A 25,335-nucleotide genomic window follows, 5' to 3' on the forward strand; every position below is an offset into this window, starting at 1 on the left:
CGCTCGAGTGTGGTTTTCGTACCTGAAGGCCCGCTTGGGCGTTCATGAAGATTTCCTGAAGCACCCCGCAGCCGCTTGTCTGATACTTCGGCCTCGTTCCCGCCACCGGGCGGGGTTCGTTCGCATGGAGGCCCATGAATCTTTTGCTTGTTGAGGACGACCTTGATCTGGGCAACGGCGTGCGCATCGCGCTGGCCAATCAAGGCATGGATGTGGTGTGGGTCCGCAGACTCGACGACGCCCTGCGCACCCTCGACGGCGGCACATTCGACATGGTGTTGCTCGACCTCGGCCTGCCGGACGGCGATGGGCTCGACCTGCTGTTCCGCCTGCGCCGCGACCGCCAGATATTGCCGGTGCTGGTGCTGAGCGCGCGCGACGCGCTCAACGACCGGCTGCGCAGCCTGGACGACGGTGCCGACGACTACCTGGTCAAGCCTTTTGCGCTGGCCGAGCTGCTGTCGCGGGTGCGTGCGCTCGCGCGCCGCAGCTACGGCTTCAACGACGAGACCATCCGCATGCGCGGGCTGGCGCTGCACGAACCCACGCGGGGCGTGCTCGTCGACGGCGAGCCGGTCGAGCTGTCGCGCTGCGAGTTCGACCTGCTGGCGCTGCTGCTCAAGCGCACCGGCCGCGTGGTCACGCGCCGCGTGATGGAAGAGCAGGTGCTGCCCGGCGGACAGGCCAACGGCAGCAACTCGCTCGAGGTGCATATCTCCAACCTGCGCCGCAAGATCGGCCAGGGCTACATCCGCACGGTGCGCGGCATCGGCTACGTGATCGACGTGCAATCGCTGGTGCGGAGCACGACGAAATGATGCAGGCGCTGGCGCAGCGCTGGAAGAACTGGAAACAACCTTCCCTCATGCGGCGCCTGCTGCTGGCGCAGATGGGCGTGGTGGCCTTGCTATGGACCATGGCCGTCGCGCTGCTGCTGTACGACTCGTACGAAGACCCGGAACTGCTGAAGTACGACAAGATCTTCCAGACCGTGCTGGCGATCTCGCAGAACACGGCCGACCATCCCGACAAGCAGCAGGAAACGCTGGCAGCCTTCGACGCGGCGCTGCTCGAGACGGTGGGCGACGGCGACGCCGCGTCCGATTCCGCCCCGGTCATGCAGGTGTGGCAGGGCGACAGGCTGATCTACAGGTCGACCGCGGCGGTGCCCGTGATCCTCAACTCGGTGCCGAACCGCATCGAGACAGTGAAGGCCGGCAACCGCGAATGGCGCGCGCGCACGCTGGTGTCGCCCACCACGGACACCCGCGTCATGCTGGCCGAACCCAGCGTGTGGCGCCTGACCGTGACCGTGATGTACCGGGGCTACTACCTGCTGCCGCTGGTCATCAGCCTGCCGTTCCTGGTGTTCCCGGCGTGGCTGTCGGTGCGGCTTGCGCTGAGGCCCTGGCGCCAGGTGAGCAAGGAAACCGCCGAGCGGGGTCCCGCCGACCTCACGCCGCTGTCGTACACGCCGCCGCACAAGGAGCTGCAGCCGCTGGTGCAGAGCATCAACAGCCTGCTGCAGCGGGTGCGCGACAGCACCTCGCGCGAGCGCAGCCTGATCGCCGATGCGGCGCACGAACTGCGAACGCCGCTGGCCGCCATGCGCGTGAACGTCGAGGCCCTGAAGGAGCAGAGCACCGACGAGGGCCAGCGCGAGCTCATGGGCAACCTGTTGCGCAGCAACGACCGCGCGGCCCGGCTGGTGGGGCAGCTGCTGCAGCTCATGCGCAGCGATGCGGTCCCGGACAACGCGCTGCCGGTGATGCTGTCGCTCGACGCGCTGGTGCAGGACCGCCTCGCCATGATCGAGGGCCTGGCCAGCGCCCGGGGCATCGAGCTGGAGCTGGTGTGCGAAGACAACGTGCCGGTGCTGGGCGAACGCGAGAGCCTGGTCTCGATGATCGACAACCTCGTCAACAACGCCATCAAGTACAGCCCCGCGGGCGGCACGGTGATGGTCCACGTGGCGCACGAGGGCCCGCATGCGCTGCTGACGGTGTCCGACCAGGGACCGGGCATTCCGGCGGCGCTGCGCGAGCGGGTGTTCGACCGCTTCTTCCGCAACCCCGACCAGACCCAGAGCGGCAGCGGGCTGGGCCTGGCCATCGTGAAGTCGGTGGTCGACCGGCACGGCGGCGAGGTGACGCTCGGCGAAACCGCCGAAGGCGGCCTGCTGGCGACGGTGCGGCTGCCGCTGGCGATGGCCGAGGCGCCGCAGCCCATGCTCTGCAGCTGACACCGCCCCCGGGGCGGCCCAAAGGGCAATCGGCCCGAGTCAGGTCCGTTTCGGGGCGACGATTTACACTACCCGGCGCCGTTTACAGGACACTTTCCAATGAAGTGGGTCATTCTTGCCATCTTCGCGCTCAGCGCGCTCTACGTTCATTTCCGCGGCCAGGTACGGCATCGTTTCTTCAGACAGCTCTCTGATCACTCGACCTTCCTCGCCCCGCTGAACGTCTTCATGTACCTTTTCTCGAAGGTACCCGGTACGCCGTACCTGTCGCCCGCGCAGTTCCCCGAGATGCGCATCCTCGAGGAGAACTGGGAAGTCATCCGCGAGGAAGCCCTGGCCATGCGCAACGGCGGCAGCATCAAGGCCTCGAGCCAGTTCAACGACGTGGGCTTCAACTCGTTCTTCAAGAGCGGCTGGAAGCGCTTCTACCTCAAGTGGTACGACGAGGCGCATCCCTCGGCCGCCGTGTTGTGCCCGCGCACGACCGAGCTGCTCAAGGGCATCGGCACCATCAAGGCCGCGATGTTCGCGGAGCTGCCCCCGGGCAGCCGCCTGGTGCGCCACCGCGATCCGTTCGCGGGCTCGCTGCGCTACCACCTGGGCCTGTGGACGCCGGGCGTCGAGGGCTGCTACATCGACGTGGACGGCCAGCGCTACCACTGGCGCGACGGCGAGGCGGTGGTGTTCGACGAGACCTTCATCCACTACGCCGAGAACACGACCGACCACGATCGCGTGATCCTGTTCTGCGACATCGAGCGCCCGTTGAAGTACCGCTGGGCCAGTGCGGTGAACCGCTGGTTCGCCAAGAACCTGCTTGCCGCGGCCAGTTCGCCCAACGACGCGGGCGACAAGACCGGCGGCATCAACCGCGCATTCAAGTACATCTACCAGATCCGCGTGGTCGGCAAGCGCCTGAAGGCATGGGACAAGCGGGTGTACTACCTCGTGAAGTGGGCCATCTTCGGCGGCCTGGCCCTCTGGATCTTCTGGTAAGCCTTCAGGCCCCGGCCGGCACCAGCTCGCCGCGCGGGCTGCCTGCCCGGCACACGACGGCAGCAAGCAACGTGCCGCCCAGCACGTCGAGCAGCACATGCTGCCGCGTCGCCAGCGTCGAGTAGACGATGCCAAGCGCCCACAGCATGTTCAGTGCCTGCACCCACGCCGGTGCCTGCACGCTGCGCAGCTGACGCCGCAGCAGCACCGCGGTGAACACCGCGAACGCGACATGCAGCGACGGGAACGCATTGCCGCCCACGTCTGTGGCTTTCAGGAACTGCAGCGCCGGATATTGCGACCAGTCGACCGGGAACACCGGCACTGTCGTGGGAAAGAACCAGAACACCATGAGGCCGATGGCCGCCATGATGGCGGCGTCACGCGCGCAGGCTTGGAGTTGCGCCTTGTCCTTCGCGAAGGCTGGCGCCAGCGAGATGTAGAACCACAGCGAGCCGTAGAGCACCATCGCGTCGCCGCTCACGCCCACCCAGTGGTCGAGGCGCGTGAGCGGCATCACCGTCGGCGCCGAAGGCGGGTGGTGCATCACCCAGAAGTACACGACGAAGAAGCCCGAGATGCCGACGGTGGTGCCGATCATCTTCACCAGCCAGAGCGTGGCGATCCGATGGCCCAACGCCAGGTACCAGGGCCGCGAAGGCAGAGGGGAGGAAGTCGCCGGGCGGGAGGTCATGGAGCGCCCCAGCTTATGCCGCTGCATTGCGTGAACATTGCGTCGCGTCAAAAGCCCTCTCCTAGAATGGCCCGCCTCTTTTCCCGCATCCAGCCCCTGCCGCATCCCTCATGAGAATCCTGCTCGTCGAAGACGAAGTCGACCTCGCGCAAGCCCTGGCCTCGGCCCTGCGGCAGAACCAGGCGGTGGTCGACGTGGCGGGCTCGCTGCGCGAGGCCGAGGAAGCGGTGCTGAGCGCGCCGCACGACGTGATCGTGCTCGACCGGGGCCTGCCCGACGGCGACGGACTGTCGCTGGTGCGCTTCCTGCGGCACAACGAGATTTCCACCGCCGTGCTGGTGCTCACGGCCATGACCGATGTCGCCGAGCGGGTGCTGAGCCTCGATGGCGGCGCCGACGACTACCTGGCCAAGCCCTTTTCGATGGACGAGCTGATGGCCCGCGTGCGCGCGCTGGCCAGGCGCCCCGCGGTGCGCGCCAACTTCACCATGACGCTGGGGCAGCTGAGCTTCGACCACCACATGCGGCAGGCCCACGTCGGTGACCTGAACCTCACGCTGCCGCGCCGCGAACTGCTGGTGCTCGAGACGCTGCTCGAGCACCGCGGCCGCACCGTGCTGCGCGAGACCATGCAGGACCGCGTCTACGGCGACAAGGACGAGATCCAGTCGAACGCGCTCGACACCCACGTGTCGCGGCTGCGCTCCAAGCTCGACAAGGCCGGCGCGCAGGTCGAGATCCATGCGATACGCGGCGTGGGCTACCTGATCTGCGCGGCTACGCCGCCGAACATCGGATGAGCCTGAGCCTGCTCTCGCTGCGCTGGCGGCTGATCTGGAGCCTGATCCTGCTGCAGGTGGTGGTGGGTTCGCTGGTGCTGGGCGGCTTCATCGGCCTGGCGTGGGTGGCCGGCCGCATCGTCGACGAGACCGGGCAGGAGACCATCGCGGTGATCCAGCGCGCGCTCACGCGCGACGCCGAAGGTCGGCTCGCCGTTGCGCCGACCCCCGAAATCCGGCGCCTGGACGAGGCCGACTCTTCGTTCTGGTTCATCGCGCGCGACGCCGCGGGCTCCGAAGTGCGCCACGGCGATGTACCCGCGAAGTACGCCGGCCTGGCGACCACGCTCGACGGCATGGAGCGCCTGACCATCGACCCGTCGAAGGACAACACCCAGCCCAAGGCCCGCTTCGAACGCGTGGAAACCGACGCGACGGGCCCCGTCAACGTGGTGGCCCAGACCGGCGCGCCGCTCACCGTCAAGACCACGCTCAAGGGCACGGGCCTGGTGTTTCTCTTTCTGGTGGCGCCGATGGCGCTGGTGACCTGCCTTGGCGTGATCCTGGCCACGCCCTTCGTGGTCAAGCGCGGGCTCAAGGGCGTGGTGGCCACCGCCGAGCATGCGGAGAGCATCGACGTGCACGAGCGCACCACGCGGCTGCCGCTGGCCAACGTGGCAAGCGAGATCCGCCCGCTGGTCAACGCCGTGAACCGGGCCTTCGACCGGCTCAACGAAGGCTACGACCGGCAGGAGCGCTTCCTGGCCGATGCCGCGCACGAGCTGCGCACGCCCATCACCACCCTGCAGATCCACCTGGAGCGGCTGCCCCACGATCCGCTCAAGGTGAAGCTCAGGCAGGCCTCCGCGCGGCTGGCCACGCTGGCCGAGCAACTGCTCGATTTGCAGCGGCTGGACCGCATCGCCTCGCACGACGCGCAGGTCGATCTGAAGCCGCTGTGCGAGCGCGTGGCGGCCGACATCGCGCCGCTGGCGATCATGAACCGCTGCACGCTGTCGGTCGATGCGCCCCGGGCGCTGCTGGTGCGCGGCGACGCGCCCTCGCTCGAACGCGCGCTCACCAACCTGATCCAGAACGCCATCGAGCACGGCGGGCAGGGCTGCGACATCCAGGTGCGGCTGTGGGAGCCCTCAGGCTTCGAGGTGCTCGACTCCGGGCCGGGCATTCCGGAGGCCGACCGCGAGCGCGTGGTGGCGCCGTTCCACCGGCTGGTGCCGCGCGGGCGCGGCGCGGGGCTCGGCCTGCACCTGGTGGCCGAGGTCGCGCGGCTGCACGGCGGCCAGCTCACGATCGGCTCGAGCGAATCGGGAGGTGCAAGGATGCGGCTCGAACTGAACCTGGCGGCCTGAGGACCTTGATGCCATGAACCCCATCGACCGGCTGCCGGAACCCACCAACCTCGCCGAAGCGCAAGCGCTGATCGTGTGCGTGCAGGCGCTGCTCGACGCGCAAGGCGTCGTCCTGCGCCCACCGCCGCCCGAGCCCACCACCTGCTGCGGGCGGGGCTGCAACGGCTGCGTGTGGGAGGGCTGGCTCGCGGCGGTGAACTACTGGCGGGACGAGGCTTCGCTGTTGCTGGGGTGAGTGGGGGGCCGGGGCCGGCAACCGACCTGCCAGCTTCGCGGGCTGCAGCCTACTGGTTCTGCGAGCCGCGGTGCGCCCACCCCGTGGTGTGCTTCTCGATCACGCTGAAGAGTTCGTACATCAGCATCGCCATCGCACCCACCACCATCAGGCCCGCGAAAGCCAGGCCCATCTGCATGGCGGAGCCGGCGGAGATCAGCAGGTAGCCGATGCCTTCGTTGGCCGCCGTCATCTCGCTCACCGTGGTGCCGACGAAGGCCAGCGTGATCGCGACCTTCAGCGAGCCGAAGAAGTAGGGCATGGAGCGCGGCAGGCCGATCTTCATGAGTACGTCCCAGCGCTTGGCGCCGAGCACGCGCAGCACGTCTTCGAGTTCGGGCTCCAGCGTCGCGAGGCCGGTCGCGATGTTGACCATGATCGGGAAGAAGCTGATCAGGAAGGCCGTGAGGATCGCCGGGCCCACGCCGATGCCGAACCACACCACCAGGATCGGCACGAAGGCCGCCTTGGGCAGTGCGTTGAATGCCGTCATGAGCGGGTAGATCGCCGCATACGCGATGCGCGAGCTGCCGATGACGAAGCCCATCAGCACGCCCACCACGATCGCCAGGCCGAAGCCCGCCATCGTGACCCAGAAGGTGCGCCACGCGTGGCCCGCGATGATTTCCTTGAACTCCCAGAACTGGTTCCAGATGCGCAGGGGGCTGGGGAAGATGAAGTCGGAGACCTCGAAGCCCGCGCAGATGACCTGCCACAGCAGGAGCACCGCCACGAGCAGCAGCCACGGCGACCAGCGTTCGATTTGCTTGGTGTTCTTCATGGTGATGCGCGGCTCAGTGGGACACGGCGGCGGCGGTCTGCGCCGCGCTGATGCCGGTGTTGCGGATGGCGCCGATGTGCCCGCGCAGCTCCAGCACGATGTCGGTGAACTCCTTGGTGTAGGTCAGCTCCAGTTCGCGCGGGCGCGGCAGCTCGATCTCTCGCTTGACCACGAAGCGCCCCGGGCTCTTGCTCATCACGTACACCGTGTCGGCCAGGAACACCGATTCGCGCAGGTCGTGCGTGACCAGGATCACGTTGAACTGCTGCTCGGTCCACAGGTCGCGCAGGATGCACCACAGCTCTTCGCGCGTGAAAGCGTCGAGCGCGCCGAAGGGCTCGTCGAGCAGCAGCATCTTGGGCTCGTGGATGAGCGCGCGGCAGATGCTCGCGCGCTGCTGCATGCCGCCCGAGAGCTGCCACGGGAACTTGTCTTCATAGCCGCCGAGGCCCACCTTCTGCAGCAGCCGGCGGGCACGCTCCTCGTATTCCTTGCGTTTCGACTTGAAGTTGGAGCGGTAGGGTTCGACGATCTCCAGCGGCAGCAGCACGTTGTCGACGGTGGTGCGCCACGGCAGCAGCGACGGCGCCTGGAAGGCCATGCCCGAGATCTTGAGCGGCCCGGTCACGGGCTGGCCGTCGATGCGGATCTTGCCCATCGACGGCATCTTCAGCCCGGTGGTGAGCTTCATGAAGGTCGACTTGCCGCAGCCCGAGGGGCCGACGATGGCGATGAACTCGCCGCGCCTGACCTTCAGGTCGATGGCCTCGACCGCGAAGTGGTTGGCGCGAAGCAGCTCCTCGTTGTAGGCGAGCCAGACGTCCTGGAAGTCGACGAAGGGGGCGGCCGTATTTGTTGCGAGCGATGCGTCCGCCATCACTTCTTCGTCAGGACGTTGAGTTCGGCCGCCGGCGGCAGCATGGCCGAGGTCCACACGGCGTCGGGGTTCACGCGCGTCTTGGTGGCGAAGGCGTCGGACACCTGCGAGGCCATGAGCGACATGCGGCCCGAGTTCACCGCGCCGAAGCCCTCGGCGCGCGCATCGGCGCTGTTGATGACGGTGTCGATCGCCAGCTGCAGCCGGCGGGTTTCGAGCTTGCTGTCGATGATGCCGTCGCGCGCCTTCACCGACTCGATGGCCACGGCCGGGTTGGCGATGACTTCCTTCGCGCCCTTGGCAAAGGCCGAGAGGAATTTCTTCACCGCCGCCGGGTTCTCCTTGATGAGCTTGGGCGAGGCGATGATGACGTTGCCGTACAGCTTCACGCCGTAGTCGGGGTAGGGCAGGATCACCACGTCGGCCGCCTTGGCGCCGCGCGCCTCGAGGTTGAGCAGCGAGGTGAAGGTGAAGCCGGTGATGGCGTCGATGTCGCCGCGCATCAGCATGGTCTCGCGCAGCGTCGGGTCCATCGCGGTCCAGTTGACGGCGCCGATGTTGTTGGCCTTGGCGAAGATGGGGAACGCGCGGCGGCCCGCGTCGAACACCGGCGCGCCCAGCTTCTTGCCGGTGAGGTCGCCCGGCTTGGTGATGCCGCTCTTCTTGAGCGCCATGACCGAGGCCGGCGTGTTGTTGTAGACCATCATCACCGCGACCGGCTTGTTGGGGCTGTCGGGGTTGTTGGCGTGGAACTCCATCAGCGCCGCGAGGTCGGCGAAACCCATGTCGTAGGCGCCCGAGGCCACGCGCGTGACGGTGCCGCCCGAGCCGTTGCCCGCGTCGATGGTCACGTCGAGGCCGGCGGCCTTGAAGTAGCCCTTGGCGGCGGGATGCAGGAACAACGCGGCCGGCCCTTCGAAGCGCCAGTCGAGCTGGAACTTGATCGGCGTCGAGGTCTGCGCGAAGGCCGGAGCAAGGCCGAAGCTGAGCGCCGAGGCGGCGAGGAAGGACTGGAGCAGGTGGCGCTTGTTCATGCGGGATCGTTCCGTGAAAGGTGAATGCAAGGTGTTGCCGGCATTCAAGCAAAAACGGTGCCCGCACGTGATTGGTGCGAACCCTCCCCGTGGATCAGAGTGGTGCGTAGCCCCTGGAATCTGCACCTTCGACGGGAAATCCCTTCGATTTCAGGGGGCGCTTGCACCGAATGCGAGCCAACATGGGTCGTCCACGCCCGATCGGGGCCAAGAAAAACGCCCCGCTGCGAGTGCCGCAGCGGGGCGTTTTCATGGGTGGGAAAACCGTCTTACTTCAGCGCGGTCGTTGCGTTCGCCACCGCCAGCGCCGTCATGTTGACGATGCGCCGCACGGTCGACGTGGGCGTCAGCACATGCGCCGAACCCGCCGCGCCCAGCAGGATCGGGCCGACAGTGATGCCGTTGGCGCCCGTCATCTTCAGCACGTTGTAGAGGATGTGCGCCGAGTCCAGGTTCGGGCACACCAGCAGGTTGGCTTCGCCGGTGAGCGTGGTCTCGGGCAGGGCGGTGCGGCGGATTTCTTCCGACAGTGCCGAGTCGCCGTGCATCTCGCCGTCGCACTCGATGTCGGGCGCCATCTGCGCGAACAGGTCGCGCGCCAGGCGCATCTTGCGTGCCGAGCCGCGGCTGGAGGTGCCGTAGTTCGAGTGCGAGAGGAAGGCCACCTTCGGCGGCAGCCCGAAGCGGCGCACTTCCTCGGCGGCCATCATGGCGATGCTGGCCAGCAGCTCGGCGCTCGGGTCTTCGTTCACGTTGGTGTCGGTGATGAAGACGGTGCGCTTTTCCAGCGTGAGCGCGTTCAGCGTCGCGAAGCCGGGCGCGCCGCGCTTCAGGCCGATCAGGTTGCGGATGTGCTCCAGATGCACGTCGAAGCGCCCGACGAGGCCGCAGATCATGGCGTCGGCGTCACCCAGGTGCAGCATCAGCGCGGCGATGATGGTGTTGGAGCGGCGCACCATGGTCTTGGCGGCCTCGGGCGTGACGCCGCGGCGGCCCATGAGCTTGTGGAAGCTCTCCCAGTAGATGCGAAAGCGCGGATCGTCCTCGGGGTCGACGACTTCCACGTCCGTGCCGACTCGGATGTGCAGGCCGGCCTTCTTGATGCGCGCCTCGATCACGGCGGGGCGGCCGACCAGGATCGGCTGTGCCAGGCCTTCGTCGACGGCCAGTTGGGCGGCGCGCAGCACGCGCTCGTCCTCGCCCTCGGCGTACGCCACGCGCTTGGCGGCGGCGATCTTGGCGGCGCTGAAGACCGGGCGCATGAACATGCCGGTCTGGTAGACGAAGCGCGTCAGGTGCTGGCGGTAGGCCTCCATGTCCTCGATCGGTCGCGAGGCCACGCCCGAAGCCGCGGCCGCCTTGGCCACCGCCGGCGCGATGCGCAGGATCAGGCGCGAGTCGAAGGGCTTGGGAATGATGTAGTCGGGGCCGAAGGCCAGCTCCTGGCCGGCGTAGGCGGTGGCCACCTCCTCGCTGATGTCGGCCTTGGTGAGGTCGGCGATCTCGCGCACGCAGGCCAGCTTCATTTCTTCCGTGATCTTGCTGGCGCCGCAATCGAGCGCGCCGCGGAAGATGTAGGGGAAGCACAGCACGTTGTTGACCTGGTTCGGATAGTCCGAACGGCCGGTGGCGATGATGCAGTCCGGCCGAACGGCCTTGGCCAGTTCGGGGCGAATTTCAGGCTCGGGGTTGGCCAGCGCCAGGATGATGGGTTGCGTGCCCATGGTCTTGACCATCTCTGCCGTCATCACGCCCGGGGCCGAGCAGCCCAGGAACACATCGGCGTCCTTCACCACGTCGGCAAGGGTGCGGGCGCCGGTGTCTTTCTGGGCGTAGCGTGCCTTGGATTCGTCGAAACCGCCCGCGCGGCCCATGTAGATCAGGCCCTTGGAGTCGCAGGCGTAGATGTTGGCGGGCTTGGCGCCCAGGCCGACCATCACGTCGAGGCAGGCGATGGCGGCGGCGCCGGCGCCGGAGACCGCGATCTTCACTTCCTCGATCTTCTTGCCGACCAGTTCCAGGCCGTTGAGGAGGGCCGCGGCCGAGATGATGGCCGTGCCGTGCTGGTCGTCATGGAACACCGGGATGTTCATGCGCTCGCGCAGCTTCTTCTCGATGTAGAAGCACTCGGGCGCCTTGATGTCTTCCAGGTTGATGCCGCCCAGCGTGGGCTCCAGCGCCGCGATGATGTCGACCAGCTTGTCGGGGTCGTTCTCGGCCAGCTCGATGTCGAACACGTCGATGCCGGCGAATTTCTTGAACAGGCAGCCCTTGCCTTCCATCACCGGCTTGGACGCCAGCGGGCCGATGTTGCCCAGGCCCAGCACGGCCGTGCCGTTGGTGATGACACCCACCAGGTTGCCACGGGCGGTGAATTCGGCCGCCAGCGACGGGTCGGCCGCGATGTCGAGACAGGGATAGGCCACGCCCGGCGAATACGCCAGCGACAGGTCGCGCTGGTTCAGCAGGGGCTTGGTCGGGGTGATCGAGATCTTGCCCTTGACGGGCGAGCGGTGGTACTCGCGCGCTGCCTCGCGAAGTGCTTCTTCTGCAGGGGAAAGGGGTGCAGCCATGAAAGTCTCCTTGTTTCTGACGGGCAACGAGGCTACCGCAAAAGGGCGGCTTGTTCTTACAGGGGGAATGCCGAAAACGCCTGGATCCATATCTTCCGGCGGATAAGGCGGGGCGGTCGCTTCGCTAAACTGCGCAACTGTTAATTAGCGTTAACCAGCAGCACAACCACAACGAGGGACAAGAGCGTATGACACCCGGACCTTTCACAAGCACCGACCCTGACGTCGTCGTCATCGGCGGCGGCCCTTCGGGTTCGACCGTGGCGGCCCTGCTGGCCGACAAGGGCCACGACGTGGTGCTGATCGAGAAAGCCCAGCACCCGCGCTTCCACATCGGCGAGTCGCTGCTGCCGATGAACATGCCGCTGTTCGACCGCCTGGGGGTGCGCACCGAGGTCGAGGCCATCGGCCTGCGCAAGCACGGCGCCGAGTTCGTCTCGCCCTGGCACGACCACAGCAGCCATTTCGACTTCGGACAGGCGATGGACAAGAGTTTTCCCTACGCCGTGCACGTGCGCCGTTCGGAATTCGACGAGCTGCTGTTCCGCCATGCCGGCAAACGGGGCGCGCGCACCTTCGAGGGGCAGCGCGTCATGGGCGTGGACATGGATGCGGGCAAGGGCACGCCCGACAACCGGCCGCTGGTGAAGGTCAAGGCCGACGACGGCGCCGAGACCAGCTGGCGCCCGCGCTTCGTGATCGATGCGAGCGGGCGCGACACACTGCTGTCGAACCAGTTCGACGCCAAGCAGCGCAACCGAAAGCATGCGAGCGCCGCGCTCTACGGGCACTTTGCCAACGCCGAGCGCCGGCCCGGCCGCTTCGAGGGCAACATCTCGCTGTTCTGGTTCGACCATGGCTGGTTCTGGTACATCCCGCTGAAGGACGGCACGGTGAGCGTGGGCGCGGTGGCGTCGCCGGCCTACTTCAAGCGCCGCAAGGGTTCGCTCGAGGAGTTCCTGATGGAGACCATCGCGCTGGCGCCCAAGCTGGCGGCGCGGCTGAAGAACGCCACGCTGATGGAAGGCGCCACCTCCACCGGCAACTACGCCTACGACTCGAAGTTCTGCCGCGGCGACCGCTTCATGATGGTCGGCGACGCCTATGCCTTCGTCGATCCGATGTTCTCGTCGGGCGTGTACTTGGCGATGAACAGCGGCTTCGAGGCCGCCACCGCGGCCGACCACTGGCTCAAGGGCGAGGCGAGGGAAGCCGAGCGCGCCTTCCGCCACTACGAGAAGGTCATGAAGCGCGGGCCGAAGATGTTCTCGTGGTTCATCTACCGCATCACCTCGCCGGCCATCCGCCGGCTGTTCATGGCGCCGCGCAACATCTGGCGCATGCAGGAGGCGTTGCTGTCCATCCTGGCGGGCGACCTGTTCCGCGACACGCCCATCGGGCCGCGCTTCTGGGGCTTCAAGGTGACGTACTACGCGTCATGCCTCGGCATCCTGCCGCAGGCCGTGAAGACCTGGGCGTGGCGCCGGCGCAATCTGAAAGAGTCTCTCGACGCGGTGAAGACCTGATCTCTTTTCAGGCACTGCGGGGGTATTCGGGGCTCGCTCACGCCGACGGGGTACCTTGCTCCGCGAATGTCCTCCGGCCTGCGGCCTACCCCTTTATTTCGCTGCGCAAGGCACCCCGCCGTCGTGATCGTTCAGCGCACTTGTTGATCAGCCAGCGCAAGAGCAGCGCTCGTTGTGCACAGGGCGCCGGGTGCTCCCCGCAGCGAAATAAAGGAGGAGCCGAAGGCGGGGGACATTCGCGGAGGGGAGTACCCGGTGCCCTGTGCACATACCCCGAATGACCCCTCGGGATCCCGGCAGCCCCTCAGTCCGGCGAAACAGTGTGCTGAGCAAGCGCCTCGAGCGCCTTGACCAGCGCCGAGTGGTCCAGCTGGCCATAGCCCAGCGCCGCGCATGCGTTCATGAGTTGCGCCGCATTGGCCGTCTGCGGCAGCGACACGCCCAGCGTGCGCGCGCTCTGCATCGCCAGGTTCAGGTCCTTCTGGTGCAGCGAGATGCGGAACCCCGGCGCGAAGGTGCGCTTGATCATCCGCTCGCCGTGCACTTCGAGAATGCGCGAGCTGGCAAAGCCGCCCATCAGCGCCTGCCGCACCTTGGCGGGATCGGCGCCGGCCTTCGAGGCGAACACCAGCGCTTCGCTCACGGCTGCGATGTTCAGCGCCACGATGATCTGGTTGGCCACCTTGCAGACCTGGCCGTCACCCGCGCCGCCCACCAGCGTCACGTTCTTGCCCATCCTGTCGAGCAGCGGCTTCACGCGGCCGAAGGTGCCTTCGTCGCCGCCGCACATGATGGTGAGGCTCGCGGCCTTGGCGCCCACTTCGCCGCCGGAGACCGGCGCGTCGATGTAGCCGGCGCCCAGCGACGTGATGCGGCGCGCGAAGTCTTTCGTCGCGATCGGGTCGATGGAGCTGCAGTCCACCACGATCTTGCCGTGCGAGTCCTTCAGGCCGGCGGCCACGCCTTCCTTGCCGGGTTCGCCGAACAGCACCTTCTCCACGTCGGGCGTGTCCGGAACCATGATGAAGATGATGTCGGCCTGCCGCGCCACCTCGGCGCCCGAGGCGCAGATGGTGGCCTTCGACACGAAGGGCTCCGGCGTGTTGCCGTGCGTGTTCACGAACAGCTGGTGGCCGGCGTCGAGCAGGTGGCCCGCCATGGGCGCGCCCATGATGCCGAGGCCGATGAATCCGATTTTTTGCTGGGTTGCCATGTCTGTGTTTCCTTGTCTGTCCGGTGCTTATTGCTGTTGCGTGAGTGACTCGCGCCAGCCGAGGCCGTTGACGGTGTCGGTGCGCGGCTTGTATTCGCAGCCGATCCAGCCGTCGTAGCCGAGCGAATCGATGTGCCGGAACAGCCACGGGTAGTTGATCTCGCCCGTACCCGGCTCGCCGCGTCCGGGGTTGTCGGCCAGCTGGATGTGGCCGATCTGCGCCAGGTGCTTCGAGAGCGTGTTGCCGAGTTCGCCCTCCATGCGCTGCGCGTGATAGATGTCGTACTGCACCCGCAGGTTGGACGAGCCGACCGCCTCGATCAGCGCCAGCGCCTGGTCGGTGCGCGTGAGGAAGAAGCCCGGAATGTCGAAGCTGTTGATCGGCTCGATCAGCAGGCGCAGGCCCGCGGCCTCCAGTTCGCGCGCGGCCAGGCGCAGGTTGTCGATCACCGTGCGGTTGACAACGTTGATGTCGGCGCCCGGCGGCACCTTGCCGATCAGGCAGTTGACCTGCGGGCAGCCGAGTGCGCTCGCGTAGTCGATGGCCATCGCGATGCCTTCGGCAAACTCGCCGGTGCGCTCCGGATGGCAGGCGATGCCGCGCTCGCCCTTGTCCCAGTCGCCGGCCGGCAGGTTGTGCAGCACCTGCTGCAGGCCGTTGGCGCGCAAGGCGGCTGCGAGCTCCTTCTTCTCGAAGGCATAGGGGAACAGGTACTCCACGCCCTTGAAGCCCGCCTCGGCGGCGGCTTCGAAGCGTTGCATGAAGGGCAGCTCGGTGAAGAGCATCGTGAGGTTGGCTGCGAATTTGGGCATGTGCAAGGTCTCCTCAATCCAGCATTGCCACGGCAAGGGCCGTGGGTGCGTCGGCCGTGCTCTCGGCCAGCGGTTCGAATTCGTTGATGGCGTCGATCTCGGTGCCCATCGCGATGTTGGTCACGCGCTCCAGCATCACCTCGATCACCACGGGCACCTGGAACTCGGCCATGAGCGCTTCGGCGCGCTCGATGGCGGGTGCCATCTCTTCCTGTTTGCGCACGCGGATCGCCTTGCATCCCAGGCCCTCGACCACCTTCATGTGGTCCACGCCGTAGCCGCGCTCGATGCCGCTGTCGGCCGATGCGTTGATGTTGTCGAACGCGAGCTGCACGCAGTAGTCCATCTCGAAGCCGCGCTGCGCCTGGCGGATCAGCCCGAGGTAGGAGTTGTTGACCACGATGTGCAGGTACGGCAGCTTGAACTGCGCCCCCACGGCCAGCTCTTCGATCATGAACTGGAAGTCGTAGTCGCCCGAGAGCGCGACGATCTTGCGCGTGGGGTCGGCGGCGCGCACGCCCAGCGCGGCGGGAATGGTCCAGCCTAGCGGGCCGGCCTGGCCGCAGTTGATCCAGTGGCGCGGGTTGTACACGTGCAGGAACTGCGCGGCCGCGATCTGCGACAGGCCGATGGTGCTCACGTAGCAGGTGTCGCGGTCCAGGTGGTTGTTCATGCACTGGTACACGCGCTGCGGCTTCATCGGCACGTCGTCGAAATTGGTCTTGCGCAGCATCGTCCTCTTGCGCTCGCGGCATTCGCCGGCCCAGGTGACGCGGCTCGGCAGCTTGCCCGCGGCCTTCATCTCCTCGGCCACCTGCACGAAGAGCTCGAGCGCCGCCTTGGCGTCCGACACGATGCCGAAGTCGGGCGTGAACACGCGGCCGATCTGCGTGGGCTCGATGTCCACGTGCACGAAGGTGCGGCCCCTGGTGTAGACGTCGACCGAGCCGGTGTGCCGGTTGGCCCAGCGGTTGCCGATGCCCAGCACGAAGTCGCTGGCGAGCATGGTCGCGTTGCCGTAGCGGTGGCTGGTCTGCAGGCCGCACATGCCGGCCATCAGCGGATGGTCGTCGGCGATGGCGCCCCATGCCATCAGCGTGGGAATCACCGGCACGCCGGTGGCCTCGGCAAAGCGCACCAGCAGGTCGGCCGCATCGGCATTGATGACGCCGCCGCCGGCCACGATCAGCGGGCGCTCGGCCGCGTTCAGCATGCCGATGGCCTTCTCGATCTGCGCGCGCGTGGCGGCGGGCTTGTACGGTGTGAGCGGCTGGTAGGCGTCGATGTCGAATTCGATCTTCGCCATCTGCACGTCGAACGGCAAGTCGATCAGCACCGGCCCGGGGCGGCCCGAGCGCATCAGATGGAAGGCCTGCTGGAAGACCTGCGGCACCTGGCCGGGCTCGCGCACCGTGACCGACCACTTGGTGACGGGCTTGGAGATCGACTCGATGTCCACCGCCTGGAAGTCCTCCTTGTAGAGCCGCGCGCGCGGCGCCTGGCCGGTGATGCAAAGAATGGGAATGGAGTCGGCCCACGCCGAGTACAGGCCCGTGATCATGTCGGTGCCCGCCGGGCCCGAAGTGCCGATGCACACGCCGATGTTGCCGGCCACCGCGCGGGTGTAGCCCTCGGCCATGTGCGAGGCGCCCTCCACGTGGCGCGCCAGGATGTGCGCGATGCTGCCGCGCTGGCGCAGCGCCGAGTACAGCGGGTTGATTGCCGCGCCCGGCACGCCGAAGGCCTGCGTCACGCCTTCCTTTTCCATCACCAGAACCGCGGCCTGGACCGCTGTCATCTTTGCCATTTGCATGTCTCCTTGAGGTGGTCCCACTGTAGGAAGCGGGGCGCATTCGAAGAAGACGGCTGGAGGCCATAAAACCTATTCCGCCATGGAATAAGTGGCTACCATCCGGCCATGGACAGATTGCTGGCAATGGAAATGTTCGTGCGCGTGGTCGAGACCGGCAGCTTCTCGAAGGCGGCGCGCGAGTTCAACACGACGCAGCCCACCGTGACCAAGCAGGTCGCGGCCACCGAGGCGCGGCTGAAGGTGCGGCTGCTCAACCGCAACACGCGCGGCGTGAGCCTCACCGAGCCCGGTGCGCTGTATTACGAGAAGTGCAAGACCATCGTGCGCGAGGCGGAGGAGGCCGAGAGCATCGTGCAGTTGCGGCAGAACCAGGCGCAGGGGCTTCTGCGGGTGGGCACTTCGGTGGCCTTCGGGCGGCGGGTGGTGGTGCCGCTGGCGCTCGAATACATGCGCCGCCATCCGCAGGTGCAGCTCGACCTGAGCTTCGAGGACCGCTACGTGGACCTGATCGCGCAGGGCATCGACGTGGCCATCCGCATGGGCAAGCTGGCCGATTCGTCGCTGGGTGCGCGCTACCTCGGCGCCAACCCCTGGGTCATGGTCGCGTCACCGGCCTACCTGAAGAAGCATGGCACGCCCAGGCGTGCACAGGACCTGAGTGGGCATGTGGCGCTGATCTACAGCAGCGTGGTGGGGGACGAGTTCTGGCGCATGCACACGCCCCGGGGCGAGCCTGTCACGGTGCCGGTGTCGGGGCGCTTTCGCTCGAACAACCTCTCTGCCGTGCTGGCCGCCGCGAGAGACGGGCTCGGCATCGCGCTGATGCCGCGCTATGTGGCGAGCGAGTCGCTGGCCACCGGCAAGGTGCGCGAGGTGCTCGGCGACCATGCCTTGCCCGAGCAGGAGATACATGCCGTGTTTCCTTCGCCTAAGCTGGTGCCGGGCAAGGTGTCGGGCTTCGTGGCTTTCCTCCAGGGGCGTTTTGACGAAGGCTGGTGGGCGGGGTGAGAGGTTATCCGGGGCGTGTGCACAGGCCACCGGGTACTCCCCTCCGCGAATGTCCCCCATCGGCGTGAGCGAGCCCTTAACAGTGCCCTCCTCAAGCCTGCACGAAGACCCCGTGAAGGCCCAGCGGAAGCGCATAAGGCAGCGTCGCCTGCGCCACCGGACCCGCCGCCAGGTGATCGGCCGCGAAGCACGACAGCACCGTCTTGCGCCGACCGAAGTCGAGCACCGTGCCCAGCACCCAGCCCGGCTTCGAGCCATCCGGTACGAAGACATGTTCTTCCACCATGGCCTGCGCGCCGTAGCTGAAGCGCTGGCTGCCGCCGGTCTCGACGTTGGTGCGCGCGACTGCGCCGAAGCCCGGCAGGTCGGGCCGGATCTGCGTGGCGTGCACCACCTGGCGGTGGCGCAGGCCGACGCGGCGCGGGTCGACGCGCGGGAACTCGGCCTCCTGCGCCAGCGCCGCCTGCGTGGCCTTGCCGGTGCCCAGGTTCAGGGTGGCCACGGTCAGGTGCGGATCGGGGCCTCGCACGCGGCGCGCGCGCATCACCTCGCGGTTGGTGGTGAACACCGAGTCGGCGTTGTCCGAGCGCACGTAGTCGACGTGGATCAGCGTGCCGCGCGGCGTGTCTTCCTCCCAGGCATTGCCCACGTGGAAGAGGAAGCCGGCCGGCAGCTCGAGCATCTGCCGCCGTTCCCAATCCCGCTTGTCGACGACCAGCGCGCGCATGCCCAGTTCGGGGCGCCAGACGTGGGCATCGAGAAAGGTCGCGCCGGCATCCTTGCGCTTGCCGTCGTACACCAGCGGCGGCAACAGGAACACGAGATGCCGCTCGGTCACCGCGAAGTCGTGGACCATCGGCATGTCGGCGACCGGCACCACGGCAGCGCGGCGCAGCGAGCCTTCGGGCGCGATCTCGTACAGCGCCAGCAGGCCCTGGCCGGAGCTGACGCCGAAGTTCCACACCGTGCCGTCCGGGTCCACCTTGGGATGCGCCGAGAACGGCATGCCCGCGAGGTCGGCGCGCCAGGTCTTCACACCCAGCGTGTCCAGCGTGCGCGCGTCGATGCGCGTGGCCGAGCCGCCCTCCCACAGCGCCAGCACTTCGCCCTGCAGCGGCAGCACGCTGGTGTTGGCGACGTTGATGCTGTCGGGCGACGTCGGCGGCTCCCCGCCCGGCGGCATGGTGCCGAAGGCCTCGTACAGGCGACGGCCGGCCCGCGCCTCGGCGACGCGCTTGGGCGTGGCAACGTAGCGGCCCTGGTGGCGCACGTCGGTCCCATCGATCACGAAACGATGCACCATGCCGTCGCCGTCGAACCAGTGGTGATAGCGCTCACCGCCCATGTCGTGGCCGGCCGGGCCGATGCGAAACAGCGTGCCCGCAACCGCATCGGGAAAGCGCCCGCGCACCGTGGCGCGGGCGAGCGGCAGGTCGTCCGGGGGCGTGGCAAAGCCGATCTTCCAGGGCGCCCCGTCGGCCTCGAACTGGGCCTGCCAGCTGTCGGTGCCGGCGGCGCGCGCCAATGGCGCGAGGAGGGGCAGGGCGCCGGCCGATGCCAGCAGGCGCAGGAGTTCGCGTCGTTCCATGGCGGGCACCTCAGCGCAGATGAATGACGGTCTGCAGGTCGGCGTCGACGCGGATCGCTGCCGCCTCGAAGTCGGGTGCCGCGCGGTTGCCCTTGGCGTCGTTCGAGAAGCCGTAGCGTTCCGTCGGCATGCCCATGAGGTTGGTGTCGAGCTTGCCGTTGCCGTTCTCGTCGGCAAATGCGCGCAGCGCGTAGCGCCCCGGGGCAAGGCCCGGGAACACGAGCCGGGCCTTGCCCTCGCGCATCGGCGTGGTCTGCGAAGCCACCGGCTTGCTGTCGGCGTAGCCGGCGGCGTCGCTGTACAGCGCGACGTAGAGCGTCGCGTCGGCCGCCGGGCCGTCGGCGACGCCCAGGCTGAGGTCGGCGGCCAGTGCGCCGGCGGGCACGAGGATGGCGGCGGCGCAAAGTGCGCGCACGATCGGGCGGGACAGGAGGGCGGGAAGTTGCATGAGGGGCCTCGTCGGAAGTTGAGGCCCCGACGATCTCTCAGGCCCCGCGCGGTGCCCAGCGCCATGCGACGGAATGCCGCACAGCGTGCGCGAAATGCGCGCGGCGCGGCATGGAGCGGGTGAGCCCGCGCCTCAGCTCCGCTTCTTGTGTTCGGTGTCTTGGGTGGTTTGGACGGCCTGTGTGCCTTCGGCCGGCTCGTCGTGCCCCGTTCCCACATGCCCCGAGTCCGCGAACAGGCTCCACGCCGCCATGAACAGCGCCGCGATCACCGGCCCGATCACGAAGCCGTTGATGCCGAAGAGCGCCATGCCGCCGATGGTCGACATCAACACGATGTAGTCGGGCATCTGCGTGTCCTTGCCCACCAGCAGCGGGCGCAGGATGTTGTCGACCAGGCCGATCACGAACACGCCCACGAAGATCAGCACGCCGCCCTGCCAGAAATGCCCCGTGGCCAGGAAGTAGATGGCCACCGGGCCCCAGATCAGCGCGGCGCCCACCGCCGGCAGCAGCGACAGGAAGGCCATCAGCACCGCCCACAGCAGCGCACCCTGCACGCCGAGGAACCAGAAGGCCAGCCCGCCGAGCGTGCCCTGCGCGATGGCCACGGCCACGTTGCCCTTGACGGTCGCGCGGATGACGGTGGTGAACTTGTTCAGCAGGTAGTGCGTGTGGGGCTTGGCCAGCGGCACGGCGTCGCGCATGCGCTTGGATAGTGCCGCGCCGTCGCGCAGCAGGAAGTACAGCAGGTACAGCATGACGAAGAAGCTGACCACGAAGTCGAAGGTGTTCTGGCCGATGGCCAGCGCCTGGCTCGCGATGATCTGGCTCGCCTGGCCGGCGGCGGCCGAGATGCGCGCCTGCCACGCCGCCATGTCGCCGAGGTTGAAGCGTTCGACCAGGTTCAGCAGCCACTGCGGCGAGGCGTCCAGGATCTGCTGGAAGTAGGCCGCGAAGTTGATCTGCCCCGAGCGGATGTTCTGCGTGACCAGCGCCACTTCCTGCACCAGCGACACGCCGACCATGGCCAGCGGAAGAATCACGATGAACAAGCAGATGGCCAGCGTCAGCAAGGCGGCGGCGTTGAGCTTGCCTGGCATCTTCCTGAGCAGCCAGCGGAACAGCGGCGTGAACAGGATCGCCAGTGCCACGCCCCAGAGCACCGCGCCGAAAAACGGCAGCAGCACCCAGATGAAGGCAGCGGTGACAGCGGCGAGAAGGGCGAGGAACACGCCGCGCTGGAGTTGGGGTGAGTTCATAAGTGTCTCGGACTGTAGCCGAGCCGGAACCCGCACCTGTGTCAGCGGGCGCGCCCTCGTATCGGCCGAGGGGATTCATAGGGGAAACTGCCGGGAGTCGCTGCGCGGCTGGGGATCGCTGCTATCGAACCGATAGCAGTCGCCGGTGCTAGTACACAGCTTCAGCGCCTGGCGCGCGGCAATGCTACGGGGGCCAGCGTAGCCTTCAGCCTGCTCGTCGCATCCGGCTCCGCCGCAGCGTCGACTTCCAGCGCCCGCTCGACATTGCCGATGTGGTCGAGCATCAAGCGGCGCGCCTGGTCCGTATCGCCCGCTTCGAGCGCCGCGACGATCGCGCCATGCTCCGCGCACGACTGCCCCGCCTCGTGCTTCGACTGGTAGAGCGTGGCCGCAAGGGTGGTACGCGCCGTGAGGTCGCGCAGCACGTCGACCAGCAACTGATGTCCCATCTGCTCGGCCAGGCACACGTGGAAGTCGGCCAGCAGGAAGGCGCGGGTGGCAGCGTCGGCGCCTTCGATGGCGCGCTGCTCGTCGGCGATGTGGTCGCGCAGTTTCCGGATCACCTTGCCCAATGGGCGGCCCTCGCTCGCGGCCAGGATGCCGGCCTCGACGATGCGGCGTGCCGAGAAGGCGTCGCGCGCCTCTTCGGCCGAAGGCTCCACCACATACCAGCCGCGGCGCGACTGCACCTCGACGAAGCCGCGCGCCTGCAGCTGCATCAGCGCCTCGCGCACCATGGTGCGGCTCACCGAGAAGTTTTCGGCCAGAGCCTGCTCGCCCAGCCGCTCGCCCGGCGCGAGCTTCTGCGCGAGGATGGCCTCGACCACGCGCTCGGCGATGGCGGTGGGGCTGACGTCGGTGGGCATGTGGCTCACTCAGTGTGCGGGGGTGGTGGTGGCGGTGCCTGTGTTTGCCACGGGCGCGGCCTCTGCCAGCGGCTCGCCATCCAGGGCTTCGGGGGCGTAGTTGCCGTCGAGCACCGCGTGCGCGCGTTCGCGGTCGATGTCGCCTTCCCAGGCCGCGATGGCCACCGTTGCCACGCAGTTGCCGATCAGGTTGCCCAGCGCGCGGGCAATGCCCATGAACCAGTCCACCGACAGCACCAGCACCAGGCCGATGGCGGGAATGGCCGGGATCGCATGCAGCGTGGCGGCCAGCACCACGATGGCCGAGCCTGGCACGCCGTGCGCGCCCTTCGACGTGACCAACGCAATTGCCAGGATCGTCATCAGGTCGGCCATCGAGATCGGCGTGTTGGTGGCCTGCGCGATGAACACCGCGGCCAGCGTGATATAGATCGAGAAGGCATCGAGGTTGAACGAATAGCCGGTGGGAATCACCAGCCCGACCGTCGAATCGCGGATGCCCATGCGGCGCAGCTTGGCCATGACCTGCGGCAGCACGCTGTCCGACGAGGTGGTGGCGAACACGATGGTGAGCTCTTCGCGCAGGTAGCGCAGCAGCTTGATCAGGCTGAAGCCAGACATGCGCATCACCAGCCCGAGCACCACGAACACGAAGACCAGCACTGCGCCGTAGAAAAGAGCCACCAGCATGCCGAGCTGCTTGAGCGAGCCGATGCCGTACTGTCCCACCGTGAACGCGATGGCACCCAGCACGCCCAGCGGCGCCAGCTTGATGATGATTCCCATGATCTTGAACAGCACCAGCGAGAGCGCATCGACTACCACCGCCACCGGCTTGCCGCGATCGCCCAGCAGCGTGAGCGCGCATCCGAACAGCACCGCGAACAGCAGCACCTGCAGCACGTCGCCGGTGGCGAAGGCGTTGACCACCGTGGTCGGAATGAGCTTCATCAGGAACTCGACCGTGCCGCCGCTCGTGAGCTTGTCGGCGTTCGAGGCGTAGGCGCTCATGGCGGCCGGGTCGAGTTTCGACGGGTCGACGTTCATGCCGGCGCCCGGCTGGAACACGAAAGCCAGCACCAGGCCCATCGCCAGCGCGATGGTGGTCAGCACTTCGAAGTAGATGAGCGACTTCACGCCCACCCGGCCCACGCGCTTGAGGTCTCCCGCGCCGGCAATGCCATGCACCACCACGCAGAACACCAGCACCGGGATGATCATCTTGATCAGCTTGATGAACCCGTCACCCAGCGGCTTGAGCTTGACGGCGTACTCCGGGGCAAGGAGCCCCGCGAGCACGCCAAGAACCAGCGCGATGACCACCTGACCGAAAAGCGATTTGGCGAAGCGAGGCATGGAGTCTCCTGTCTGTCTTGTCGAGGTTTTGCATGCAAATAATGCCTTTTCTTGCATACAAGAAATGTAGGCAAGAAGACTTTAGGAGGGTCAGAGGGTTATCCCGGGAGGGGTGTTGCTGGCGTGTCGCGCTTCGGGCACGGGCGGTCGGTTGCCGCCGCAACCCTCGAATTCAGCGGTGCGGTGCCTCGGCTTGGCAGGCCAGCTTCGCTCGATGCAGCGCACAATGCCTCTTGTGCAAACCGGTATTGGAAACATCAAGGGAGCTTCGACAGTCGCCCTGCTGCTCCTGGCATTTGGGGGTATTGCGAGCATGACTGTCTGGCAGCAGGACGTCCCTCGTCCGGAAAAACTTACAAGTGAAAAGGGGACGCTGGTCGGTTTCGAGACAAAGCACAGCCGCTATTCAAGCTATGAGTACTTGCTGATGCGAATCAACGGTCGCGATGAGCGATTGCGTCTCTGGGCCTGTGTATCCGAGCTGAAGCGCTTGCCGCTTGAAACTGAGATCGACGTGCTGCGCATGGACGAGACGTTGTTCGAATTGGCTCAAGCTGGCAATGTAGCTTGCTCATATACGGACTCTGCTCGAGCGCTCGGAAAATTTCAGGCTGGCAACAGATTCTTCGTCGGGCTGGCACTGGCAGCTGCGACCTGTTTGGTCGCTCTTCTGGCCTGGACGAATTGGCGTACCCGTCGTCATCTCGACAAGCTGGCATCGGCGCGCCGATCGCTCGGCTGATTCAGGATCTCTGCTCGATAGGGCGCTCGACTCACCACGAGAAAGTGCTGCGGGTCCTGCGATCAGGAAGTTCAGGAGCGGCACGTTAGATCGGGCGCGTCGTTCGGTTGCCTCATTCGCTTGATTCGCGGCTCCAGTCGATTCAGTACCTCTTCGGTGACGAACATCCGCGCGTCCGTTGTCTTGGCATCGCGGCGCAACTCGACGAGTATCGACCGCTCGGGTTGTGCGGGCCCTGTTGCACTCGAAGGTATGTAGATGAACAAAGGAACCTGACTCTTGACCGCTATCGGCGCGGGCGGAGCTCGAAACACGAGCATCGCAACGGCGGTGCGCTGCACGAACGCATCGGCCCAACGCGACGGCGTGCGAGACGAGCCCAGGCATCGATCATTTTGTTCAGAAAAATGCCGACGCTAGAGTCGCTCAAAGAAATAGTCAGAAAATACGAACACCCCAATAGTCACAAAAATAGAAATTACAAAAATCCAATAAACTGCTTTCTGCCTGAGTGGCAGCTCTTGATATATCTGACCCCTGGTTTTAGCCAGACTTCTTTTTACATTCCGCTCAAAGGCGTCTTCCATTTTTTCCATCTGAAATTAACTTTTTTGCCTTGACGCGCGATAGGTGGCGGCGAGACTGAATAGTCTGGGAGTGCCAATGCCTATTTCTCTTGTAGTTGCAACAAGTTCGCCCTACATATCCTGCCAGTAACTCGATCCGTCATATAAATTAATTGCAAATCTGCCGGAGGGTACGTAGAAATTTCCTTGAGCCGGAATGTAATCCGGTTGTTTATGCAAGCCATTTGGAGACATGCCCACCGCACACAAAGCTGTTGCGCACTGAGGTGATCTGGCGTTTGGCTTGGCCCGTACAACATACCGGTGGTGTCGAAAACGTAGGGTGACCTCGCTCCACCAGTGCCCTGAAAGATGAAGTTCATCAGTTCTAGGCGGGGGGCTCTGGGCGATGCTTCTTGGAGGGCGTACCCATTTGCTGCAACCCTCAGGCCGGGGTCATAGGTCATGTCACCAACCAGCCACCGTCCGGGTCGGTGACTGCGAGCCGTAGGCCTG

Annotated in this window: 22 protein-coding genes; 9 read left to right on the top strand and 13 right to left on the bottom strand. The window is 66.6% G+C overall.

Translation table 11 applies throughout. The features are described from left to right. Positions 1–134: 134 nt before the first annotated feature. From C4F17_RS30055 to lpxO, 3 genes are all read left to right on the top strand, one after another. Entirely contained in the window at positions 135–818 is a 684-nt protein-coding gene (locus C4F17_RS30055) for a response regulator (protein ID WP_081269315.1), read from the top strand. Further along, positions 815–2,242, top strand: coding sequence for a sensor histidine kinase (locus C4F17_RS30060; RefSeq protein WP_081269316.1), 1,428 nt, complete (start codon positions 815–817; stop codon positions 2,240–2,242). The genes C4F17_RS30055 and C4F17_RS30060 overlap by 4 nt, the downstream gene beginning before the upstream one ends. Before the next feature lie 99 nt (positions 2,243–2,341). Then, on the top strand, positions 2,342–3,238 hold the full coding sequence (gene lpxO, locus C4F17_RS30065) for a lipid A hydroxylase LpxO (protein WP_081269317.1): 897 nt from the start codon (positions 2,342–2,344) through the stop codon (positions 3,236–3,238). Positions 3,239–3,242: 4 nt separating this feature from the next. On the opposite strand, the gene C4F17_RS30070 is transcribed toward lpxO, so the two are convergent. Further along, on the bottom strand, positions 3,243–3,932 hold the full coding sequence (locus C4F17_RS30070) for a phosphatase PAP2 family protein (RefSeq protein ID WP_234383168.1): 690 nt from the start codon (positions 3,930–3,932) through the stop codon (positions 3,243–3,245). Between the two features lie 110 nt (positions 3,933–4,042). On the opposite strand from C4F17_RS30070, the gene C4F17_RS30075 reads away from it, so the two are divergent. The 3 genes from C4F17_RS30075 to C4F17_RS30085 are packed head-to-tail and all read left to right on the top strand — an operon-like array spanning position 4,043 to position 6,316. Continuing rightward, positions 4,043–4,732 carry a response regulator gene (locus C4F17_RS30075; protein WP_106938093.1) on the top strand — a complete coding sequence of 230 codons (690 nt, stop codon included), beginning with the start codon at positions 4,043–4,045 and terminating at the stop codon, positions 4,730–4,732. Continuing rightward, positions 4,729–6,081, top strand: coding sequence for a sensor histidine kinase (locus tag C4F17_RS30080; RefSeq protein WP_081269319.1), 1,353 nt, complete (start codon positions 4,729–4,731; stop codon positions 6,079–6,081). Before C4F17_RS30075 ends, C4F17_RS30080 begins: the two co-directional genes overlap by 4 nt. 13 nt (positions 6,082–6,094) lie before the next feature. Further along, entirely contained in the window at positions 6,095–6,316 is a 222-nt protein-coding gene (locus C4F17_RS30085; RefSeq protein ID WP_081269320.1) for an oxidoreductase-like domain-containing protein, read from the top strand. A 49-nt stretch (positions 6,317–6,365) separates the two neighbouring features. Here C4F17_RS30085 and C4F17_RS30090 read toward each other — a convergent pair whose 3' ends face one another. The 4 genes from C4F17_RS30090 to C4F17_RS30105 form a co-directional block, all read right to left on the bottom strand. Continuing rightward, a complete protein-coding gene (locus tag C4F17_RS30090; protein WP_081269321.1) occupies positions 6,366–7,136 on the bottom strand; it encodes an ABC transporter permease in 771 nt (256 codons plus the stop codon). A 13-nt stretch (positions 7,137–7,149) separates the two neighbouring features. Then, positions 7,150–8,013 carry an ABC transporter ATP-binding protein gene (locus C4F17_RS30095; protein WP_081269322.1) on the bottom strand — a complete coding sequence of 288 codons (864 nt, stop codon included), beginning with the start codon at positions 8,011–8,013 and terminating at the stop codon, positions 7,150–7,152. Continuing rightward, the gene (locus C4F17_RS30100) at positions 8,013–9,047 is read right to left on the bottom strand and encodes an ABC transporter substrate-binding protein (protein ID WP_106938094.1); all 1,035 of its coding nucleotides are present in this window, start codon (positions 9,045–9,047) and stop codon (positions 8,013–8,015) included. The genes C4F17_RS30095 and C4F17_RS30100 overlap by 1 nt, the downstream gene beginning before the upstream one ends. A gap of 269 nt (positions 9,048–9,316) precedes the next feature. Next, the gene (locus C4F17_RS30105; RefSeq protein WP_106938095.1) at positions 9,317–11,620 is read right to left on the bottom strand and encodes an NADP-dependent malic enzyme; all 2,304 of its coding nucleotides are present in this window, start codon (positions 11,618–11,620) and stop codon (positions 9,317–9,319) included. Positions 11,621–11,808: 188 nt separating this feature from the next. On the opposite strand from C4F17_RS30105, the gene C4F17_RS30110 reads away from it, so the two are divergent. After that, positions 11,809–13,146 (top strand): NAD(P)/FAD-dependent oxidoreductase, encoded by a 1,338-nt coding sequence (locus C4F17_RS30110; RefSeq protein WP_106938096.1) that lies wholly within the window; start codon positions 11,809–11,811, stop codon positions 13,144–13,146. Between the two features lie 304 nt (positions 13,147–13,450). On the opposite strand, the gene C4F17_RS30115 is transcribed toward C4F17_RS30110, so the two are convergent. The 3 genes from C4F17_RS30115 to gcl are packed head-to-tail and all read right to left on the bottom strand — an operon-like array spanning position 13,451 to position 16,979. Beyond that, positions 13,451–14,359, bottom strand: coding sequence for a 2-hydroxy-3-oxopropionate reductase (locus C4F17_RS30115; RefSeq protein ID WP_106938097.1), 909 nt, complete (start codon positions 14,357–14,359; stop codon positions 13,451–13,453). Between the two features lie 27 nt (positions 14,360–14,386). Continuing rightward, positions 14,387–15,172, bottom strand: coding sequence for a hydroxypyruvate isomerase (gene hyi / locus C4F17_RS30120; protein WP_106938098.1), 786 nt, complete (start codon positions 15,170–15,172; stop codon positions 14,387–14,389). 13 nt (positions 15,173–15,185) lie between these two features. Then, entirely contained in the window at positions 15,186–16,979 is a 1,794-nt protein-coding gene (gene gcl, locus C4F17_RS30125) for a glyoxylate carboligase (RefSeq protein WP_106938099.1), read from the bottom strand. A 111-nt stretch (positions 16,980–17,090) separates the two neighbouring features. Between gcl and C4F17_RS30130 the strand changes: the two genes are divergently transcribed. Then, positions 17,091–17,993 carry a LysR family transcriptional regulator gene (locus tag C4F17_RS30130; RefSeq protein ID WP_106938100.1) on the top strand — a complete coding sequence of 301 codons (903 nt, stop codon included), beginning with the start codon at positions 17,091–17,093 and terminating at the stop codon, positions 17,991–17,993. A 91-nt stretch (positions 17,994–18,084) separates the two neighbouring features. Here C4F17_RS30130 and C4F17_RS30135 read toward each other — a convergent pair whose 3' ends face one another. From C4F17_RS30135 to C4F17_RS30155, 5 genes are all read right to left on the bottom strand, one after another. Further along, on the bottom strand, positions 18,085–19,581 hold the full coding sequence (locus tag C4F17_RS30135; protein ID WP_106938101.1) for a carotenoid oxygenase family protein: 1,497 nt from the start codon (positions 19,579–19,581) through the stop codon (positions 18,085–18,087). Between the two features lie 10 nt (positions 19,582–19,591). Then, positions 19,592–20,029 (bottom strand): DUF2141 domain-containing protein, encoded by a 438-nt coding sequence (locus C4F17_RS30140; RefSeq protein WP_106938102.1) that lies wholly within the window; start codon positions 20,027–20,029, stop codon positions 19,592–19,594. Between the two features lie 132 nt (positions 20,030–20,161). Then, positions 20,162–21,289: an AI-2E family transporter gene (locus C4F17_RS30145; RefSeq protein ID WP_081269332.1), complete on the bottom strand. Its 1,128-nt coding sequence runs from the start codon at positions 21,287–21,289 to the stop codon at positions 20,162–20,164. 161 nt (positions 21,290–21,450) lie between these two features. Beyond that, on the bottom strand, positions 21,451–22,155 hold the full coding sequence (locus C4F17_RS30150) for a GntR family transcriptional regulator (RefSeq protein WP_106938513.1): 705 nt from the start codon (positions 22,153–22,155) through the stop codon (positions 21,451–21,453). 9 nt (positions 22,156–22,164) lie between these two features. Continuing rightward, positions 22,165–23,511: a C4-dicarboxylate transporter DctA gene (locus C4F17_RS30155; protein ID WP_106938103.1), complete on the bottom strand. Its 1,347-nt coding sequence runs from the start codon at positions 23,509–23,511 to the stop codon at positions 22,165–22,167. A 235-nt stretch (positions 23,512–23,746) separates the two neighbouring features. Between C4F17_RS30155 and C4F17_RS33025 the strand changes: the two genes are divergently transcribed. Further along, positions 23,747–24,253, top strand: coding sequence for a hypothetical protein (locus C4F17_RS33025; protein WP_234383032.1), 507 nt, complete (start codon positions 23,747–23,749; stop codon positions 24,251–24,253). The last annotated feature ends 1,082 nt before the right edge of the window (positions 24,254–25,335 follow it).

The sequence above is a fragment of the Variovorax sp. PMC12 genome, assembly GCF_003019815.1.
In the GTDB taxonomy this organism is placed as follows: Bacteria; Pseudomonadota; Gammaproteobacteria; order Burkholderiales; family Burkholderiaceae_C; genus Variovorax.

Coding starts and splice junctions, on each gene's coding strand:
- C4F17_RS30055 (WP_081269315.1), top strand. CDS start 135: ATGAATCTTTTGCTTGTTGAGGACGACCTTGATCTGGGCAACGGCGTG.
- C4F17_RS30060 (WP_081269316.1), top strand. CDS start 815: ATGATGCAGGCGCTGGCGCAGCGCTGGAAGAACTGGAAACAACCTTCC.
- lpxO (WP_081269317.1), top strand. CDS start 2,342: ATGAAGTGGGTCATTCTTGCCATCTTCGCGCTCAGCGCGCTCTACGTT.
- C4F17_RS30070 (WP_234383168.1), bottom strand. CDS start 3,932: ATGACCTCCCGCCCGGCGACTTCCTCCCCTCTGCCTTCGCGGCCCTGG.
- C4F17_RS30075 (WP_106938093.1), top strand. CDS start 4,043: ATGAGAATCCTGCTCGTCGAAGACGAAGTCGACCTCGCGCAAGCCCTG.
- C4F17_RS30080 (WP_081269319.1), top strand. CDS start 4,729: ATGAGCCTGAGCCTGCTCTCGCTGCGCTGGCGGCTGATCTGGAGCCTG.
- C4F17_RS30085 (WP_081269320.1), top strand. CDS start 6,095: ATGAACCCCATCGACCGGCTGCCGGAACCCACCAACCTCGCCGAAGCG.
- C4F17_RS30090 (WP_081269321.1), bottom strand. CDS start 7,136: ATGAAGAACACCAAGCAAATCGAACGCTGGTCGCCGTGGCTGCTGCTC.
- C4F17_RS30095 (WP_081269322.1), bottom strand. CDS start 8,013: ATGGCGGACGCATCGCTCGCAACAAATACGGCCGCCCCCTTCGTCGAC.
- C4F17_RS30100 (WP_106938094.1), bottom strand. CDS start 9,047: ATGAACAAGCGCCACCTGCTCCAGTCCTTCCTCGCCGCCTCGGCGCTC.
- C4F17_RS30105 (WP_106938095.1), bottom strand. CDS start 11,620: ATGGCTGCACCCCTTTCCCCTGCAGAAGAAGCACTTCGCGAGGCAGCG.
- C4F17_RS30110 (WP_106938096.1), top strand. CDS start 11,809: ATGACACCCGGACCTTTCACAAGCACCGACCCTGACGTCGTCGTCATC.
- C4F17_RS30115 (WP_106938097.1), bottom strand. CDS start 14,359: ATGGCAACCCAGCAAAAAATCGGATTCATCGGCCTCGGCATCATGGGC.
- hyi (WP_106938098.1), bottom strand. CDS start 15,172: ATGCCCAAATTCGCAGCCAACCTCACGATGCTCTTCACCGAGCTGCCC.
- gcl (WP_106938099.1), bottom strand. CDS start 16,979: ATGGCAAAGATGACAGCGGTCCAGGCCGCGGTTCTGGTGATGGAAAAG.
- C4F17_RS30130 (WP_106938100.1), top strand. CDS start 17,091: ATGGACAGATTGCTGGCAATGGAAATGTTCGTGCGCGTGGTCGAGACC.
- C4F17_RS30135 (WP_106938101.1), bottom strand. CDS start 19,581: ATGGAACGACGCGAACTCCTGCGCCTGCTGGCATCGGCCGGCGCCCTG.
- C4F17_RS30140 (WP_106938102.1), bottom strand. CDS start 20,029: ATGCAACTTCCCGCCCTCCTGTCCCGCCCGATCGTGCGCGCACTTTGC.
- C4F17_RS30145 (WP_081269332.1), bottom strand. CDS start 21,289: ATGAACTCACCCCAACTCCAGCGCGGCGTGTTCCTCGCCCTTCTCGCC.
- C4F17_RS30150 (WP_106938513.1), bottom strand. CDS start 22,155: ATGCCCACCGACGTCAGCCCCACCGCCATCGCCGAGCGCGTGGTCGAG.
- C4F17_RS30155 (WP_106938103.1), bottom strand. CDS start 23,511: ATGCCTCGCTTCGCCAAATCGCTTTTCGGTCAGGTGGTCATCGCGCTG.